Origin of the sequence: Streptomyces fodineus (assembly GCF_001735805.1) — a bacterium.
Taxonomy (GTDB): domain Bacteria; phylum Actinomycetota; class Actinomycetes; order Streptomycetales; family Streptomycetaceae; genus Streptomyces; species Streptomyces fodineus.
In genome coordinates this window covers 166,453-186,337 of record NZ_CP017248.1, presented here as the reverse complement: position 1 = coordinate 186,337, position 19,885 = coordinate 166,453, and the positions used below count along the sequence as shown (strand labels likewise).

At 70.0% G+C, this 19,885-nt stretch carries 4 protein-coding genes; all 4 read left to right on the top strand.

From position 1 onward, the window contains the following. Window positions 1-22 precede the first annotated feature (22 nt). The 4 genes from BFF78_RS00775 to BFF78_RS00760 are packed head-to-tail and all read left to right on the top strand — an operon-like array spanning window position 23 to window position 19,857. On the top strand, window positions 23-10,693 hold the full coding sequence (locus BFF78_RS00775) for a type I polyketide synthase (RefSeq protein WP_079161072.1): 10,671 nt from the start codon (window positions 23-25) through the stop codon (window positions 10,691-10,693). Between the two features lie 52 nt (window positions 10,694-10,745). Next, complete coding sequence (locus tag BFF78_RS00770; protein ID WP_069776471.1) at window positions 10,746-16,874, top strand: type I polyketide synthase; 6,129 nt, start codon at window positions 10,746-10,748, stop codon at window positions 16,872-16,874. Next, complete coding sequence (locus BFF78_RS00765; protein WP_079161071.1) at window positions 16,871-18,280, top strand: MFS transporter; 1,410 nt, start codon at window positions 16,871-16,873, stop codon at window positions 18,278-18,280. Before BFF78_RS00770 ends, BFF78_RS00765 begins: the two co-directional genes overlap by 4 nt. Further along, complete coding sequence (locus BFF78_RS00760; RefSeq protein ID WP_079161070.1) at window positions 18,277-19,857, top strand: cytochrome P450; 1,581 nt, start codon at window positions 18,277-18,279, stop codon at window positions 19,855-19,857. Before BFF78_RS00765 ends, BFF78_RS00760 begins: the two co-directional genes overlap by 4 nt. The last annotated feature ends 28 nt before the right edge of the window (window positions 19,858-19,885 follow it).

The following is a 19,885-nucleotide window of genomic DNA, read 5'->3' as shown; positions in this document are numbered from 1 at the left end:
GGGCGCTGTGCAGGGTGGACCAATGACGGACGAGCAGAAGCTTCGATCTTACTTGCGGAAGGTGACCACTGAGCTGCGCGCGGCGAGTCGTCGGGTGCGCGAGCTTGAGCAGCACGAGGCCGAGCCGTTGGCGATCGTGGGTATGAGCTGCCGCTACCCCGGCGGCGTGAACTCGCCGGAAGAGCTGTGGGAGCTGGTGGCGGCCGGCCGCGACGCGATGTCGGCGCTGCCGACCGACCGCGGCTGGGACCTGGAGCGGCTGCTGACAGGCTCGGATCCCGACCGGCTCGGGACGGTGTCCACCGACAAGGGTGGCTTCATCGAAGGCGCCGGCGACTTCGACGCGGACTTCTTCGGAATCAGTCCCCGTGAGGCCCTGGCGATCGACCCGGCCCAGCGGTTGATGCTGGAGGCGGCCTGGGAGGCGTTCGAGGACGCGGGCATCGATCCGTCGTCGCTGCGCGGCAGCGACACCGGTGTGTTCACCGGTGCGGTCACTTCGGACTACGGCGGCGCGATGCTGCCGGAGCTGGAGGGTTTCCGCCTGACGGGCACGCAGGGAAGCGTGGTGTCCGGCAGGGTCGCCTACACCCTGGGGCTGGAGGGTCCCGCCGTCACGGTGGACACGGCGTGTTCCTCGTCGCTCGTGGCGATGCACCTGGCCTCGCAAGCGCTCTGGGCGGGCGAGTGTTCGCTGGCACTGGTCGGCGGGGTGACCGTGCTCGCCGGCCCGTTTCTGTTCGTCGAGTTCAGCCGGCAGCGTGGTCTCGCTCCGGATGGGCGGTGCAAGTCCTATGCGGCGGCCGCCGATGGGACCGGGTTCTCCGACGGTCTGGGTCTGCTGGTGCTGGAGCGGCTGTCGGATGCGCGGCGCAACGGTCACAAGGTGCTGGCCGTGGTGCGGGGCAGTGCGGTCAACCAGGATGGTGCGAGCAATGGTCTGACGGCGCCGAACGGTCCTTCGCAGGAGCGGGTGATCCGGGCAGCGCTGGCCAACGCTGGCCTGAGTCCGGCGGACGTGGATGCCGTGGAAGGCCATGGCACCGGGACCAAGCTGGGTGACCCGATCGAGGCGCGGGCCCTGTTGGCGACCTATGGGCGCGAACGGACCGATGGTCCGCTGTGGCTGGGGTCCGTGAAGTCCAACATCGGCCACACGTCGGCGGCTGCCGGTGTGGCGGGTGTGATCAAGATGGTGATGGCCATGCGGCACGGGCAGCTGCCCGCCACGCTGCATGTGGATGAGCCGTCGCCGCACGTGGACTGGGCCTCGGGCGAGGTGGAGCTGCTCACCGAGGCGCGGGAATGGCCATCCTCCGGGCGGCCCCGGCGCGCTGGCATCTCGTCGTTCGGCATCAGCGGGACGAACGCGCATGTGATCGTGGAGGAGGCACCGGCCGTCGAGACGCCGGTGGAGGCTCCGGCGGATCGGACCGTGGGTGCTGTCCCGGTACTGGTCTCAGCGCGTAGCGCGGCGGCGTTGCGTGCACAGGCGGACCGTCTGCGCGAGCGGGTGCTCGCCAACATGGGGTTGTCGTCGGCGGATGTCGGTCTGTCGCTGGTGTCGTCGCGTGCGTTGCTGGAGCGGCGTGCGGTGGTCGTGGCTTGTGATCGTGCGGGTTTGCTGGCGGGGCTGGAGGCGCTTGCGGGTGGTGAGCCTGCGGCCGGGGTGGTCGAGGGCTGTCAGGTTGCCGGTAAGACGGCGGTGTTGTTTACGGGTCAGGGTGCGCAGCGGGCTCGTATGGGTGTGGAGTTGGCGGCGTCGTATCCGCGGTTTGCCGAGGCTCTGGATGAGGTGTGTGCGGAGCTGGATCCGCTGGTGGGGCGTTCGGTGCGGGAACTGCTCAGTGCCGGGGAGGGTTCGGAGGATGCGGGGCTGCTGGATGCGACGCAGTTCACGCAGGTGGTGCTCTTCGCTGTCGAGGTGGCGTTGTTCCGGCTGGTGGAGTCGCTGGGTGTGCGGCCGGACTACCTGATCGGGCACTCGGTGGGTGAGCTGGCTGCCGCGCATGTGGCTGGTGTGCTGTCTTTGGCGGATGCGTGTGTGCTGGTGGTGGCGCGGGGCCGGTTGATGGGTGCGCTGCCGGCTGGTGGTGCGATGGTGGCTGTGCAGGCTGGTGAGGACGAGGTGGCTGCGTCCCTTGCCGGTTTTGAGGGCCGTGTGGAGATCGCGGCGGTCAATGGTCCTCGTGCTGTGGTTGTTTCGGGTGATGCGGGGGCTGTGGAGGAGTGGCTGCCGCGGTGGGAGGGCCGTAAGACGTCGCGGCTGCGGGTGTCCCACGCTTTCCACTCGCCGTGCATGGAACCGATGCTGGAGGATTTCCGGCGGGTGGCGGAAGGTCTGTGTTTCAACGAGCCGCGGATCCCCATCGTCTGCAACGTGACCGGTGAGCTGGTTTCGTCGGAGGTGACGGATCCGGGGTACTGGGTTCGTCATGTGCGCGAGGCCGTTCGTTTCGCTGACGGTATCCGGACTCTGCATGGTCTTGGTGTGCGCCGTTATCTGGAACTGGGGCCGGATGCGGTGCTGACGGCGATGGCCCGTCAGTGCCTGGACGACGATGAGGACAGTGTGCTGATCGCGGCGCTGCGGTCGCGGCGTCCGGAGGCGGAGACCTTCGCTGCGTTCCTCGGTCAGGCTCATATCGCCGGAGTCGGGGTGGACTGGCCGGCTTTCTATGCCGGTACCGGTGCCAGGCGGGTGGCGCTGCCGACGTATGCGTTCCAGCGTGAGCGGTATTGGCTGGCTCCTGGCACCGGGATCGTGGATGCGGCGGCGGCGGGGCTGGGCCGGATCGAGCATCCGATTCTGGCCGGCGGGGTGCAGATCGGTGACCGGGACGAGTGGGTGTTCACCGGCCGTCTGTCCACCGACACCCAGCCCTGGGTCAGCGAGCACGTACTCCTCGGCAACATCGTCGTGCCGGGCACCGCGCTCGTCGAGCTGGCGCTCGCCGCCGGCCGACAGGTCGACAGCCCCGTGCTCGACGAGCTGGTGCTGGAAGCACCGCTGCTGCTGGAGGACGGTGCCGCCTTGCAGTTGCAGGTCACCGTCGGCCAGGCCGACGACGACGGTCGCCGGAACATGGCCGTCTACTCCCGCCCGGAAACCGACGCGCAGGACGGCGAGGGGGATGCGACCTGCCATGCGCGAGGCGTTCTCACCGCGGTGACCGAGCCCGTCGCGGCATTCCCCGCCACCTGGCCGCCGGAGGGCGCGGAGCCGCTCGCGATCGACGCGCTCTACGACCGTCTGACCGACCTCGGCTATGACTACGGTCCGGTCTTTCAGGGGGTGCGTGCCGCCTGGCGCGTCGGTGACGAGACCTACGCCGAGGTGGAGCTCCCTGACAACACCGACGGTGAGGCCTTCGGCATTCACCCGGCGCTGTTCGATGCCGCGCTCCAGAGCGGCGTGATCCTGCTGACCGACCGCGACAGCAGTGGGCACCGGATGCCGTTCAGCTGGACCGGTGCCCGGATCGAGCAGGTGGGCGTCTCCCGGCTACGCGTCCGCGCGGTCGCGACCAGCGACTCCTCGTTGCGGCTCGACGCGGCCGACGACTCGGGAGCCGCGGTCGTGTCGGTCCGGTCGATCGCCGTTCGCCCAGTCGAGCAGGCCAAGCTTGAGAGCGCGCAGCGCAACAAGCAGAACTCGCTGTTCCAGGTCGACTGGGCCGCGGTCGAGGCCGAGGATGTCTCCGGACCCCCGCGGGTCGCGTTCCTCGGCACGGGCGACACGGACGCGGACAACTGCTACGCGGACCTGAGCGCGCTGGAGCAGGCACTCACCGACGGCGCCGCGGCACCGGAGGTGGTCGTCGCCGCGATCGAGACCCCGTTCGCTACGGAGGACATGGCCGGGGCGGCCCGGATCGTGGCCGTGAGCGTGCTGGAGCTGGTGCAGCGGTGGCTGGCCAGTGAGTCACTGGGCGAGGCCCGGCTGGTGGTGGTGACGCGCAACGCCGTCGCGGTGGGCGATGAGACGCCGGACGTGGCGCAGGCTCCGGTGTGGGGTCTGGTGCGCAGTGCCCAGTCCGAGCACCCGGACCGCTTCCTGCTCGTCGATCTCGACGTCGACGCACCGGACTGGGGCGCTCTGCTCGCGGCGGACGCTCCGCAGCTGGCCCTCCGCGAAGGCAGGATGCTGGCGCCCCGGCTCGGGCGCGCCGACACAGCGGCCTCGCACGAGGTGCAGCCGCTCGACCCCGAGGGCACGGTACTGATCACCGGCGGTACGGGTGGTCTGGGCGCGCTCTTCGCCAGGCATCTGGCGGAGCGGCATGGCGCGAAGCACCTGCTGCTGGTGAGCCGTCGTGGTGCGGCCGCAGAGGGCGTGGACGAGCTCGTCACAGAGCTGGAGGCACTCGGTGCGCAGGTCCGGCTGGCCGCGTGTGATGTGTCCGATGGTGCCCAACTCGCCGGACTGGTGGAGGTTTTGGAGCAGCCGCTCACGGCAGTCGTGCACGCGGCGGGTGTGCTCGATGACGGCGTGATCGAGTCGTTGACCCCCGAGCGGGTGGCACGGGTGATGCGCCCGAAGGTGGACGCGGCATGGCATCTGCACGAGCTCACCGCCGGGATGGAGCTGTCGGCGTTCGTGCTCTTCTCCTCCGTGGCGGCGTTGATCGGCAGTCCCGGTCAGGCCAACTACGCGGCGGCCAACGCCACCCTCGACGCCATCGCGGCGACGCGGCGTGCGGCGGGCCTGCCGGCCACCTCGCTGGCATGGGGTCTGTGGGCCGAGGCGGGCGGCATGGCGGGCGAGCTGGACGAGGCCGATCTGGCACGACTGGAACAGATGGGCGTCGGTGCGCTGTCGGCCGAGCTCGGGCTGGAGCTGTTCGACCAGGCGCTGGGGCTGGACGCGGCGCTGCTGGCGCCGGTCCGGCTGGAGCCGGCCGCACTGCGGGCGCAGGGGCGGGCCGGGAGGCTGCCGGCGTTGCTGCGCGGGCTGGCGCCCGTGCCGGCCAGCCGTGCCAGAGGAGGCGGGTCGCTCGCCAAGCGGCTGGCCGAAGTGGCGGAGGCCGACCGCGAGAAGATCGTGCTGGAACTGGTGCAGACGCAGGCCGCGGCCGTCCTCGGACACGCTTCCGCCGCCGCGGTCGGCGCCGATCGGGCCTTCAAGGAACTCGGCTTCGACTCGCTGGGCGCTGTCGAGCTGCGCAACGGCCTGACCCAGGCCACCGGTGTGCGGCTGCCCGCCACCCTGATCTTCGACCACCCCACCCCAGTGGCCGTCGCACGGCTGATCCTCACTGAGGTCGGCGCGGTCGCGGCGGCTCCGCGACCCGCGGCCCCGTCGCGGCGGCGGGCGGAGGCCGACGAGCCGTTGGCGATCGTGGGTATGAGCTGCCGCTATCCCGGTGGCGTGACCTCGCCGGACGAGCTGTGGGAGCTGGTGGCGGCCGGCCGCGACGGAATATCGGGGCTGCCGACCGACCGCGGCTGGGACCTGGAGCGGCTGTACGACCCGGACCCGGACCGCTCCGGAACGGTGTACACGCGGGCCGGTGGCTTCCTGGAGCGGCCCGGTGACTTCGACGCGGAGTTCTTCGGCATCAGCCCGCGCGAGGCGCTGGCCATGGACCCCCAGCAACGCTTGGTGCTGGAGGCCGCCTGGGAGGCATTCGAGGACGCGGGCATCGATCCGTCGTCGCTGCGCGGCAGCGACACCGGTGTGTTCACCGGTGCGGTCACTTCGGACTACGGCGGCGCGAACTCGCCGGAACTGGAGGGCTACCGGCTGACGGGCACAACGACGAGCGTGGTGTCGGGCCGGCTCAGCTACACCTTCGGTCTCGAAGGCCCGGCGGTGTCGGTGGACACCGCGTGCTCCTCTTCGCTGGTGGCCTTGCATCTGGCTTCGCAGGCACTGCGGGGCGGGGAGTGCTCGATGGCGTTGGTCGGCGGCGTAACGCTGATGGCAGGCCCGTACCTGCTGACAGAGTTCAGCCGGCAGCGTGGTCTCGCGCCGGATGGGCGGTGCAAGTCCTATGCGGGGGCCGCCGATGGGACCGGGTTCTCCGACGGTCTGGGTCTGCTGGTGCTGGAGCGGCTGTCGGATGCGCGGCGCAACGGTCACAAGGTGCTGGCCGTGGTGCGGGGCAGTGCGGTCAACCAGGATGGTGCGAGCAATGGTCTGACGGCGCCGAACGGTCCTTCGCAGGAGCGGGTGATCCGGGCAGCGCTGGCCAACGCCGGCCTGAGTCCGGCGGACGTGGATGCCGTGGAAGGCCATGGCACCGGGACCAAGCTGGGTGACCCGATCGAGGCGCGGGCCCTGTTGGCGACCTATGGGCGCGAACGGACCGATGGTCCGCTGTGGCTGGGGTCCGTGAAGTCCAACATCGGCCACAGTTCGGCGGCTGCCGGTGTGGCGGGTGTGATCAAGATGGTGATGGCGATGCGGCATGGGCAGCTGCCGGCCACGCTGCATGTGGATGAGCCGTCGCCGCACGTGGACTGGGCTTCGGGTGAGGTGGAGCTGCTCACCGAGGCGCGGGAATGGCCGGCTTCGGATCGGCCGCGTCGGGTGGGTGTGTCCTCGTTCGGCATCAGCGGGACGAACGCGCATGTGATCGTGGAGGAGGCACCGGCCGTCGAGACGCCGGTGGAGGCTCCGGCGGAGCGAGCGGTCGGCGCGGTCCCGGTGCTGGTGTCGGGGCGCAGCGCGGCGGCGTTGCGTGCGCAGGCCGCTCGCCTGCGCGAGCGCCTCCTTGCGGATCCCGAACCGGGACTTGCAGATCTCGGGTTCTCGTCGGTGTCGTCGCGTGCGTTGCTGGAGCGGCGTGCGGTGGTCGTGGCTTGTGATCGTGCGGGTTTGCTGGCGGGGCTGGAGGCGCTTGCGGGTGGTGAGCCTGCGGCCGGGGTGGTCGAGGGCCGTCAGGTGACGGGCGAGACGGCGGTGTTGTTTACGGGTCAGGGTGCGCAGCGGGCTCGTATGGGTGTGGAGTTGGCGGCGTCGTATCCGCGGTTTGCCGAGGCTCTGGATGAGGTGTGTGCGGAGCTGGATCCGCTGGTGGGGCGTTCGGTGCGGGAACTGCTCAGTGCCGGGGAGGGTTCGGAGGATGCGGGGCTGCTGGATGCGACGCAGTTCACGCAGGTGGTGCTCTTCGCTGTCGAGGTGGCGTTGTTCCGGCTGGTGGAGTCGCTGGGTGTGCGGCCGGACTACCTGATCGGGCACTCGGTGGGTGAGCTGGCTGCCGCGCATGTGGCCGGTGTGCTGTCTTTGGCGGATGCGTGTGTGCTGGTGGTGGCGCGGGGCCGGTTGATGGGTGCGCTGCCGGCTGGTGGTGCGATGGTGGCTGTGCAGGCTGGTGAGGACGAGGTGGCTGCGTCCCTTGCCGGTTTTGAGGGCCGTGTGGAGATCGCGGCGGTCAATGGTCCTCGTGCTGTGGTTGTTTCGGGTGATGCGGGGGCTGTGGAGGAGTGGCTGCCGCGGTGGGAGGGCCGTAAGACGTCGCGGCTGCGGGTGTCCCACGCTTTCCACTCGCCGTGCATGGAACCGATGCTGGAGGATTTCCGGCGGGTGGCGGAAGGTCTGCGTTTCAACGAGCCGCGGATCCCCATCGTCTGCAACGTGACCGGTGAGCTGGTTTCGTCGGAGGTGACGGATCCGGGGTACTGGGTTCGTCATGTGCGCGAGGCCGTTCGTTTCGCTGACGGTATCCGGACTCTGCATGGTCTTGGTGTGCGCCGTTATCTGGAACTGGGGCCGGATGCGGTGCTGACGGCGATGGCCCGTCAGTGCCTGGACGACGATGAGGACAGTGTGCTGATCGCGGCGCTGCGGTCGCGGCGTCCGGAGGCGGAGACCTTCGCCGCGTTCCTCGGTCAGGCTCATATCGCCGGAGTCGGGGTGGACTGGCCGGCTTTCTATGCCGGTACCGGTGCCAGGCGGGTGGCGCTGCCGACGTATGCGTTCCAGCGTGAGCGGTATTGGCTGGCTCCTGGCACCGGGATCGTGGATGCGGCGGCGGCGGGGCTGGGCCGGATCGAGCATCCGATTCTGGCCGGCGGGGTGCAGATCGGTGACCGGGACGAGTGGGTGTTCACCGGCCGTCTGTCCACCGACACCCAGCCCTGGGTCAGCGAGCACGTACTCCTCGGCAACATCGTCGTGCCGGGCACGGCATTGGTGGAGATGGCGGTGACGGCGGGCCGCGAGGTCGGTTGCCCCGTGCTCGACGAGCTGGTGCTGGAGGCCCCCCTGCTCCTGGAGGACGGCGTCGTTCGTCAGGTGCAGGTCACCGTCGGCGAGCTCGGCGACGACGGTCTTCGGGAGGTGGCGATCTACACGCGGGCGGACGCCGGTGTGGACGATGAGCAGGCGGAGGCGGTGTGCCACGGGCGTGGCCGTCTCGCCGCCGATGCGGACACAGCCGCCGACGAGGGCGCCGCCGCATGGCCGGTCGAATGGCCGCCGGTCGGTGCGCAGCCGTTGCCGATCGACTCGCTCTATTCCTTCCTGGGCGATCTCGGCTACGACTACGGCCCGGTCTTCCAGGGCGTGCGGACGGCCTGGAAGAGCGGTAGGCAGACCTATGCGGAGGTGACATTCCTCGAGGATGTCGCGGTCGACGGCTTCGGCATCCATCCGGCGCTGTTCGACGCGTTGCTCCACAGCGGCATCCTGGTGGTCAACCGCGATGACGACGGCAAGCCGATGCCGTTCAGCTGGGGAGGCGTCCGGATCGAGCGCCGGGGCATCTCCCGGCTGCGCGTCCGCGCGGTCGCGACCAGCGACACCTCGATCCGGCTTGACGCCGTCGACGAGTCCGGAGCTCCGGTCATATCGGTTCGGTCGATCGTTGTCCGTTCGGTGGAGCAGGCGCAGTTGGAGGTCGCGCGGTCCGGTGGGCAGCGCTCGTTGTACGGACTCGACTGGGCTGCGGTTGCTGCCGGCTCGCGCGGAGCGGAGCGGGTCGCGATGCTCGGCGCGGTCGCGGGGCCGGGCGAGCGGTACGTGGATCTGAGCGCGTTGGAAGAGGCGGTGGAGGGCGGCGCCGCGGTGCCGCAGATGGTGGTCTCCGCGATCGAGTCCGAGGCGGGGGCGGCTGAAAGCGCTCAGGCGGCAGGTCGAGCGCTGGAGCTGGTGCAGCGGTGGCTGGCCAGTGAGCCGCTTGCCGACGCCCGGCTGGTGGTGGCGACCCGTAACGCCGTCGCGGTGGGCGGCGAAGCGCCGGACCTCGCGCAGGCCGCGGTGTGGGGTCTGGTGCACACTGCCCAGTCCGAGCACCCGGGCCGCTTCCTGGTCGTCGATGTCGCCGAGGGCGGCGAGTTCGACTGGGCGTCGTTGGCCGACGTGGATGAACCGCAACTTGCCGTGCGTGAGGGGAAGTTGTTGGCTCCGCGATTGACGCCTGCGTCGGTGTCGGCGTTGGCTCCCACGCTGGATCCGGACGGCGCGGTGTTGATCACCGGCGGTACGGGCGGTCTGGGCGGGCTGTTCGCCAAGCACCTGGCGGAGCGGCACGGCGCGAAGCACCTGCTGCTGGTGAGCCGCCGTGGTGCGGCCGCCGAGGGCGCGGACAAGCTGGTCGCCGAGCTCGAAGAGCTCGGTGCGCAGGCCCGGGTCGCCGCGTGCGATGTGTCCGATCGCGCCCAGCTGACGGATCTCTTCGCTGCTTTGGACCGGCCGCTCACGGCGGTTGTGCATGCGGCTGGTGTGCTTGACGACGGTGTGATCGAGTCGCTGACCGCCGAGCAGATCGAGCGAGTGATGCGGCCCAAGGTGGACGCGGCATGGCATCTGCACGAGCTCACCACCGGGATGGAGCTGTCGGCGTTCGTGCTCTTCTCCTCCGTGGCGGCGTTGATCGGCAGCCCCGGTCAAGCGAACTACTCGGCGGCCAACGCTGCTCTCGACGCACTCGCGGCGAGGCGGCGCGCCGAGGGGCTGGTCGGTACCTCGCTCGCATGGGGTCTGTGGAACGACACCGCGGGCATGGCCGAAGAGCTGGACGATGCGGATCTGGCGCGGCTCGAGCGTATGGGCGTGCGTGCGCTATCCGCCGAGCTCGGGCTGGAGCTCTTCGATCAGGCAATCGGGTCGGATGCCGCGCTGCTGGCGCCGGTCCGGCTGGACGCGGGCGGCCTGCGGACTCAGGCGCGGGCCGGCATGTTGCCGGCCCTGCTGCGCGGCCTGGTGCGGATGCCTGCACGACGGGCCGAATCGGCCGAGGCGACACTGTCGCAGCGGCTGGCCGGGCTGTCGGAAACCGAACGAGGAAAAGTCGTTGTCCAGCTCGTCCAGGCGCAGGTGGCGGCCGTGCTCGGCCATGGCTCCGGAGCAGTGATCGATCCCGATCGCGCCTTCAAGGAGATCGGGTTCGACTCGCTGGCCGCGGTCGAGTTGCGCAACCGGTTGACGCAGGCCACCGGGTTGCGGTTGCCCTCGACGCTGGTCTTCGACTTCCCGACGCCGGCGGCCATTGCGCGGTACCTGCTGTCGGAAGTCGTGCCGGACGATGCGACCGCTACGCCTCGCCGGTCGGAGGACGACGAGATCCGCGACCTGCTGGCGTCGATTCCGATCAGCCACATGCGCCGGGCCGGGTTGCTCGACACGCTGCGCGGGCTGGCCGGCGGTGACCTGCACGAGGACGAGACGGCTACCAGCGGCGGGGATTCGATTGACGACATGGATGCCGCGGAGCTGATCCGGATGGCCCGGGAGGGCACGGCATGAAAGCAAGCGAGTACGTGGCTGTAACCGGCCGTCCGGATGTGGAGAAGTGAGCATGACTACCGAGAAGAACGACCTGATCGACGCCCTCCGGAAGTCGCTCAAGGAAACGGAGCGCCTGCGGCAGCAGAATCGACGGCTCTTGGCCCGGTCCACCGAGCCGTTGGCGATCGTGGGTATGAGCTGCCGCTACCCCGGTGGTGTGACCTCGCCGGACGAGTTGTGGGACTTGGTGGCGGCAGGCCGGGACGCGGTGACGGCACTGCCGGAGGACCGCGGATGGAACGTGGAGCGGCTGTACGACCCGGACCCCGACCAGCTCGGGACGGTCTACACCCGAGCCGGTGGCTTCCTGGAACGGCCGGGGGACTTCGATGCCGAATTCTTTGGGATCAGTCCGCGTGAGGCGCTGGCAATGGATCCCCAGCAACGGCTGCTGCTGGAGTCGGCGTGGGAGGCGTTCGAGGATGCGGGCATCGATCCGTCGTCGTTGCACGGCAGCGACACCGGTGTGTTCTGCGGTGTGGGTTCCTCCGACTACGCAGTGGTGGCCGGGGGCGATCAATCCCGGGTCGAGGGACTCCGCCTGACCGGAATCGCGGCCAGCGTGGTGTCGGGCCGGCTCAGCTACACCTTCGGTCTCGAAGGCCCGGCGGTGTCGGTGGACACGGCGTGCTCGTCGTCCCTGGTGGCTCTGCATCTGGCGACGCAGGCGCTGCGGGCGGGCGAATGCTCGCTGGCCCTGGCAGGCGGCGTCACAGTGATGTCCAGCCCGTTCCTGCTGACGGAGTTCAGTCGGCAGCGGGGGCTGTCGCCGGACGGACGGTGCAAGGCGTACGCGGCCGCGGCTGACGGGACCGGGTTCGCCGACGGTGCAGGCCTGCTGGTGCTGGAGCGGCTGTCGGACGCGCGCCGCAACGGCCACCGCATCCTGGGCCTGCTGCGGGGAAGTGCGGTCAACCAGGACGGTGCGAGCAACGGTCTGACGGCGCCGAACGGTCCCTCGCAGGAGCGCGTGATCCGGGCAGCGCTGGACAACGCCGGCCTGAGTCCGGCGGACGTCGATGCCGTGGAAGGCCACGGGACGGGCACCAAGCTCGGCGACCCGATCGAGGCGCGGGCCCTGCTGGCGACCTATGGGCGCGAACGGAACAACGGCCCGCTGTGGCTGGGGTCCGTCAAGTCCAACATCGGCCACACGTCGGCGGCCGCCGGCGTCGCCGGCGTGATCAAGATGGTGATGGCCATGCGGCACGGGCAGCTGCCGGCCACGCTGCATGTGGACGAGCCGTCTTCGCACGTGGACTGGGCTTCGGGTGAGGTGGAGCTGCTCACCGAGGCGCGGGAATGGCCGGCTTCGGATCGGCCGCGTCGGGCGGGTGTGTCCTCGTTCGGTGTGAGCGGCACGAACGCCCACGTGATCGTGGAGGAGGCACCGGCCGAGGAGCCGGCTCCGGCGGGGGAGGAGGCTCCGGCGGATCGGACCGTGGGTGCTGTCCCGGTGCTGGTGTCGGGGCGCAGCGCGGCGGCGTTGCGTGCGCAGGCCGCTCGCCTGCGCGAGCGCCTCCTTGCGGATCCCGAACCGGGACTTGCAGATCTCGGGTTCTCGTCGGTGTCGTCGCGTGCGTTGCTGGAGCGGCGTGCGGTGGTCGTGGCTTGTGATCGTGCGGGTTTGCTGGCGGGGCTGGAGGCGCTTGCGGGTGGTGAGCCTGCGGCCGGGGTGGTCGAGGGCCGTCAGGTGACGGGCGAGACGGCGGTGTTGTTTACGGGTCAGGGTGCGCAGCGGGCTCGTATGGGTGTGGAGTTGGCGGCGTCGTATCCGCGGTTTGCCGAGGCTCTGGATGAGGTGTGTGCGGAGCTGGATCCGCTGGTGGGGCGTTCGGTGCGGGAACTGCTCAGTGCCGGGGAGGGTTCGGAGGATGCGGGGCTGCTGGATGCGACGCAGTTCACGCAGGTGGTGCTCTTCGCTGTCGAGGTGGCGTTGTTCCGGCTGGTGGAGTCGCTGGGTGTGCGGCCGGACTACCTGATCGGGCACTCGGTGGGTGAGCTGGCTGCCGCGCATGTGGCCGGTGTGCTGTCTTTGGCGGATGCGTGTGTGCTGGTGGTGGCGCGGGGCCGGTTGATGGGTGCGCTGCCGGCTGGTGGTGCGATGGTGGCTGTGCAGGCTGGTGAGGACGAGGTGGCTGCGTCCCTTGCCGGTTTTGAGGGCCGTGTGGAGATCGCGGCGGTCAATGGTCCTCGTGCTGTGGTTGTTTCGGGTGATGCGGGGGCTGTGGAGGAGTGGCTGCCGCGGTGGGAGGGCCGTAAGACGTCGCGGCTGCGGGTGTCCCACGCTTTCCACTCGCCGTGCATGGAACCGATGCTGGAGGATTTCCGGCGGGTGGCGGAAGGTCTGTGTTTCAACGAGCCGCGGATCCCCATCGTCTGCAACGTGACCGGTGAGCTGGTTTCGTCGGAGGTGACGGATCCGGGGTACTGGGTTCGTCATGTGCGCGAGGCCGTTCGTTTCGCTGACGGTATCCGGACTCTGCATGGTCTTGGTGTGCGCCGTTATCTGGAACTGGGGCCGGATGCGGTGCTGACGGCGATGGCCCGTCAGTGCCTGGACGAGGAGGACGGCACGGTCTTCGCGGCGGCGCTGCGCGCCCGGCACCCGGAGGCGGAGACCTTCGCTGCGTTCCTCGGTCAGGCTCATATCGCCGGAGTCGGGGTGGACTGGCCGGCTTTCTATGCCGGTACCGGTGCCAGGCGGGTGGCGCTGCCGACGTATGCGTTCCAGCGTGAGCGGTATTGGCTGGCTCCTGACACCGGGATCGTGGATGCGGCGGCGGCCGGGCTGGGCCGGATCGAGCATCCGATTCTGGCCGGCGGGGTGCAGATCGGTGACCGGGACGAGTGGGTGTTCACCGGCCGTCTGTCCACCGACACCCAGCCCTGGGTCAGCGAGCACGTACTCCTCGGCAACATCGTCGTGCCGGGCACCGCGCTCGTCGAGCTGGCGCTCGCCGCCGGCCGACAGGTCGACAGCCCCGTGCTCGACGAGCTGGTGCTGGAAGCACCGCTGCTGCTGGAGGACGGTGCCGCCTTGCAGTTGCAGGTCACCGTCGGCCAGGCCGACGACGACGGTCGCCGGAACATGGCCGTCTACTCCCGCCCGGAAACGGGTGGTGAGGAAGAGCTGCCGGAGGCGACGTGTCACGCCCGCGGCCGACTGGCCGGAGACGCGGAGCCGCCGGCGCCGTTCCCGGCGCAGTGGCCGCCTGCCGGCGCGGAACCGGTCGCCGTCGAGGGTCTCTATCCGCGGCTGGCCGACCTCGGTCTGGACTACGGGCCGCTGTTCCAAGGGGTACGGGCCGCATGGCGCTCCGGCGACGAGGTCTACGCCGAGGTGGCGTTGCCCGACGACGCCGAAGCCGAGGCCTTCGGCATTCACCCGGCGCTGTTCGACGCCGCCCTGCACGGCGGAATGCTGGGCAGGGACACGGGAGCGTCCGTGGACCTCCCGTACTCCTGGTCGGGAGTGCTGCTCGGGCAGACGGGACCCTCGCGGGTGCGCGCACGGATCAGCCCGGCCGGTGAATCCGCCCTCCGGATCGACGTCGTCGGTGAGCTCGGTGAACCGGTGCTGAGCGTGAGCGAGCTCGCGTCCCGTCCGGTGGAGCAGGCGGAGCTGGAGGCCGCGAGCCGGAGCGGGCAGAAATCGCTGTTCCAGCTCGACTGGGTCTCCGTCGCGGCCGGGCCGTTGAAGTCGGCGCGGGTCGCCGTCCTCGGCGAGCTGGCCGCTTCGGGTGAACGGTTCGCGGATCTGGACGCGTTGGAGCAGGCCCTCGCCGAGGGTGCGGCGGCCCCGGATACGGTCCTTGCCGGGGTCGAGGCCCCGGCCGGGGCCGGTGACCCGGCGGAGTCCGCACGGGCGACGGCCGGGCGGGCGCTGGAGCTGATACAGCGGTGGCTGGCGAGTGAGGCGCTGACCGACACGGTGCTGACGGTCGTCACCCGCCATGCGGTCGACGTGGACGACGAGGCAGCGGACGTGGCGCAGGCGGCGGTGTGGGGTCTGGTGCACACGGCCCAGTCCGAGCACCCGGGACGGTTCGCGCAGGTGGATCTCGACGACGGTGAAGAGCCGGAGTGGGGGGCGCTGCTCGATCTGGACGAGCCGCAGATCGCGGTGCGCAAGGGGCGGTTGCTGGCGCCGCGGCTGACGCGTGCGTCGGTGGAACCGCCGGCCTTCGCGCCGGATCCGGCCGGCACGGTGCTGATCACCGGCGGTACGGGCGGTCTGGGTGCACTCTTCGCCCGCCATCTGGCCGAGCGGCACGGTGCGAAGCACCTGCTGCTGGTGAGCCGTCGCGGTCCTGCTGCCGACGGGGTGCAGGACTTGGTCGCGGAGCTCGAGACCCTTGGAGCCAAGGCCCAGGTGGCCGCGTGCGATGTCTCCGATCCCGCCCAACTGGCCGACGTGCTTGGCACCTTGGAGCAGCCGCTCACGGCGGTGGTGCATGCGGCGGGTGTGCTCGACGACGGTGTCGTCGAGTCTCTGACCGCCGAGCAGGTCGAGCGGGTAATGCGTGCCAAGGTGGATGCGGCGTGGCACTTGCACGAACTCACCGCGGGGATGGAGCTGTCGGCGTTCGTGCTGTTCTCCTCCGCGGCGGCACTGTTCGGCAATCCGGGGCAGGGCAACTACGCCGCCGCGAATGCCGCCCTCGATGCGCTCGCGGCGAGGCTGCGCGCCGAAGGCCTGCCGGCCCGTTCGCTGGCGTGGGGTGTGTGGGCCGATTCGATCGGCATGACCGGCGGGTTCAACGAGGCCGACCGCGCACGCATGGAGCGGATGGGCGTCACTCCTCTGCCGGCCGAGCTCGGACTCGAGCTGTTCGACCAGGCGCTGGGGCTGGACGCGGCGCTGCTGGTCCCGGTCGGGCTGGAGCCGACCGCTCTGCGGGCGCAGGCACGGGCCGGGATGTTGCCGGCGCTGTTGCGCGGGCTGGTGCGGACGCCGGCGCGGCGGACGGAACCGACGGGCGGGTCGCTGGCGCAGCGACTGGCCGCGGTGGCGGAGGCTGAGCGGGATCAGGTTGTCCTTCAAGTGGTGCAGGCACAGGTGGCGGCCGTGCTGGGACACCCTTCTGCTGCGGTGATCGATCCGGATCGGGGGTTCCACGAGCTGGGGCTGGATTCCCTGGGCGCGGTCCAGTTGCGCAACCGGCTCACGCAGACCACCGGGTTGCGGCTGCCGACGACCTTCGTCCTCGACCACCCGACATCGGCGGCGGCCGCGAAGATGCTCTGCGAGATGCTCGGGGAAGGCCTGCCGGCGCCTCGCCACGACGCCTCCGTGTCCGTGGACCGGGACAGCCACGGAACGCTCGCCGCGCTGCTCGACCAGGCCTACGTGGAAGGGACGATGCCGGAGGCGTGGCAGTGGCTCAGTGAGGCCTCGCGGTTCCGGCCCTCCTTCGCGTCGTCCGCCGGGCTCGGGGACGACATCGGATCCGTTGTGCGGCTCGCCTCGGGGCCGGGGTTGCCGAAGCTCGTCTGCGTACCGTCCTTCATGTACGTGGTCGGCTCCGGCCCGCATCAGTTCATGCGGTTCGCCGCCCGCTTCGACGGGGTGCGGGACGTCTTCGCCTGCTCGCTCCCGGGATTCCGCGGCACCGATCCGGTGCCCGGATCCTGGGAGGCGGCGATCGATGCCATGACGGACTCGGTACTCCGGGCCGTCGGCGACGCCCCCTTCGTTCTGGTCGGCTATTCGGCCGGCGGTCTCATCGCGCACTCCCTGGCCGCCGCACTCGAGGCCAGGGGCAGTGCCGCGGCGGGGATCGTCCTGATCGACACCCCCTCGCCCGAGCAGGACGCGGCGATCGACCGTGCGTTCTCCGCGGTGACCACCGCCATGTTCGAGAACGAGCGGCACGCCATGATGATCGACGACGCCAACTGGCTCGGCATGGGCATCTACAGTCGCCTGTCCCGCGAACGAGGACGTCCCGCTCGGATCGACACCCCCGCCCTGCTGGTCCGGTCGACCGTGGCGCTCAACGGAGACGGTCCGGCCGACTGGCCCGTCTGGGAGGTGACCGAGGACCAGGTCGGGATCGCCGCCGACCACCTGGCCCTGGTCGAGTCCGCGGCAACCGAGACCGCGGACGCCGTCGAAGGGTGGCTCCAGGCATGAACCTCTCCATGCCTCGTCGGGGCATTGCCGTCGCCGTCGTCCTCGTCGGCGTCTTCCTCGCCGGGCTCGACGCCGTCATCGTCAACATCGCGCTGCCCGACCTCGAGCGCTGGTCCCCGTCGTCGGGCCTGACCACTCTCTCCTGGGTGCTCAATGCCTATGCGATCACACTCGCCGCACTGCTGATACCCAGCGGCCGCTGGGCGGACCAGGCCGGGCGTAAACGAGCGTTCATGATCGGCCTGGTGCTGTTCACGGTGGCCTCGGTGGCCTGCGCCGTCGCTCCCACCGTCGGCGTCCTCATAGCCGCGCGGGTCCTGGAAGGCGTCGGCGGAGCGTTGATGATGCCGACCTCCCTCGGTCTGCTGCTCGCCGTCTTCCCCACGGAACGGCGCCGCACCGCCATCGCGTTGTGGACGTCGATGTCCGGCCTGGGCGCCGTCTTCGCGCCGCCGGTCGGCGCATTGTGCGTGCAGTTCGACTGGCGCTGGGTGTTCATCATCAACATTCCGATCGGTGCCGTAGCGGTGTACTTCGGCTGGAAGACCGTGCCGGAGGTCCGCGAGGAGCGGCGGTCGCCGCAGGACGTGCTAGGCGTCCTGGTGTTCGCGGCAACGATCGCGGTGATCGTCGCCGCGATCGTGCAGGGCCCGACCTGGGGGTGGGGCGGAACGCGCGTGCTCGGCCTGATCGTCCTCGGCGTACTCGGATCCGCGTTCATCGCGCGTCGCGCGTTCCGCCATCCCGCTCCCGTCATCGAGCCCGCGATTGTGCGGATACCTAGTGTGGCGCTCGGCAACCTCGCCACGCTGGTGTTCAACGTCGGATTCGGCGTGACGATGACCGGCACCACGCTGTTCCTGACGGAGGTGTGGGACCACTCGGTGGTGCGCGCCGCGCTGGAATTCCTGCCGGGACCGGTGATGGCGACGATGTTCGCCGCGCCGGGCAGCATGCTCACGGCCCGGTTCGGTGTCCGTGTGACCGGGCTGATCGGCGGTGTCATCTTCGCGGGCTCGGGATTCTGGTGGGTGTTCATGCTGGACGACGGCTCGGATTACCTGACCGGTTTCCTTCCTGGCATGGCCATCGGAGGGATCTCCGTTGGTCTCGTCATGCCGGCCTGGTCCATGGCGGCCACGATGGCGCTGCCGGCCGACCGTTTCGCGACCGGCACCGCCATGGCGTGGATGTGCCGCCAGGTCGGGATCGCCATCGGTGTCGCGGTTACCGCGGCCTTCGTCGCCGTTCATCCGGACGCCGCATCCTTCCGCGGCGTCTTCCTGCTCATGGGGATTTGCGGCCTCGCCACCGGCCTCGCACTGTTCGCGATCAAGGCGGACAAACCTCCGGCGGCGATGGATGCGGGTGCGCAGCACGAGGCAGTACCGGCGCGGCTCACATGACCGGCCGGATTCCGCGAACGAATCCGGCACGCGGCGAACAGCCATCCCAACCACCGATCAGAGAGAGTGAAATGGAAGCGCACGACATGCCTCATGGGTCGCCGCACTCTGCAGGCGACGCCACCGCAGGCACGGCGTCTGCCGAAGCCGCCCGGTGCCCGGTCGACCACAGCGCCCAGCGCGCGCAGACCGTCATCCCCGAAACAGCGCTGACGGGGCCGAAGATCCCCGTACCGTTGCAGCTGGCGATTCTCCGGAAGCGGCCAACGAAGTTCGCCGACTGGTGCCGCAATCGGTACGGCAGCCGGTACAAGGTGAGCATCATGCCCAACTCCCGGCTCTACATGCTCTCGGATCCGGACGAGGTGCGGGCGATGTTCATGGCGCCCCGCGATGTCATCCACACCGGAAACAGCAACCACGCGATCGAGAAGTTCACCGGACAGAGCGGGCTGGCGTGGCTCGATGAGGACGAGCACAAGGTTCGGCGCAAGCAACTGATGCCGAGCTTCAAGGGGACGTCGCTGAAGCGCATCGAGGCGTCGATCAACGCCCGGATCCAGCGGGACATCGCCGCCTGGCCGCGTGAACAGGCTCTCTGGGTGCACCCGCGGGCCCATATCTTCACGATGGAAGTCATCCGAGAAGTGATCTTCGGGAAGATGGTTCCGTCGCGCTGGCCGGAGCTGTTCGAAGTGCTCATGAAGATGATGCGGGTCAACCGCCGCCCGGCGGGCATCATCATGCCGCACCGGATGCGACCCGCTGTGGTGCGCGCGCTCGCGGCCATCCCGCCGGTGGGTCTGGGCCACTTCATCGAGCACCGCAAGCGCGCCGACGCGCTGATCGCCGAGGCGGTCAAGGAGCGGATGGACGCCGGCGAACTCGGCGACGACATGCTGTCCTTGCTGCTCGGCATCACCCACGAGGACGGCTCGCTGCTCAGCGCCTCGGAAATGCGCGACGAGATGATGACCATCTTCCTCGCGGGCACCGAGACCGTCGCGGCGAGCGTCAGCTGGGCCCTTGAGTTCCTGAGCCTCGAACACGAGGTCCGCAGCCGGCTGATCGCCGAGATCGAGGAGGGTACGAGCGACACCTACCTCACAGCGGTCATCTACGAGGTGCTGCGGATGCGGCCGCCGCTCACCCACATCATCACCCGCGAAGTGGTGAAGCCGATCGAGATCGGCGGCGTCCGCTACGAGCCGGGTGCGCGCTTGTGGGCCAACGCCTATCTGGTGAACCACGACCCCTCCCGCTACCCGGAACCGCATCTCTTCCGGCCCGAGCGCTTCCTGGGCGTCAATCCCGGCAATCACACCTGGATCCCCTTCGGCGGCGGCGCCACCCGCTGTCTCGGCGATCGCATCGCGATGGTCGAGCTCAAGGCGGTCATCCGCGAGGTGCTGATGACCTGCGAGCTTCAGCGCGTCAACCCGCGACCGGCCGAGCTGCACGGACGCGGCATCGTCCTCGTACCGGACACCGGCGCCCGCCTCGTGCTCCGGCCGCGGGTGCGGAAGCCGGAGCCGGTCAACAGCGACGAGCAGCAAGCCGCTTGCCCCACCCGGTGAACACGGCTCACAGCCGCACCAGCAACCA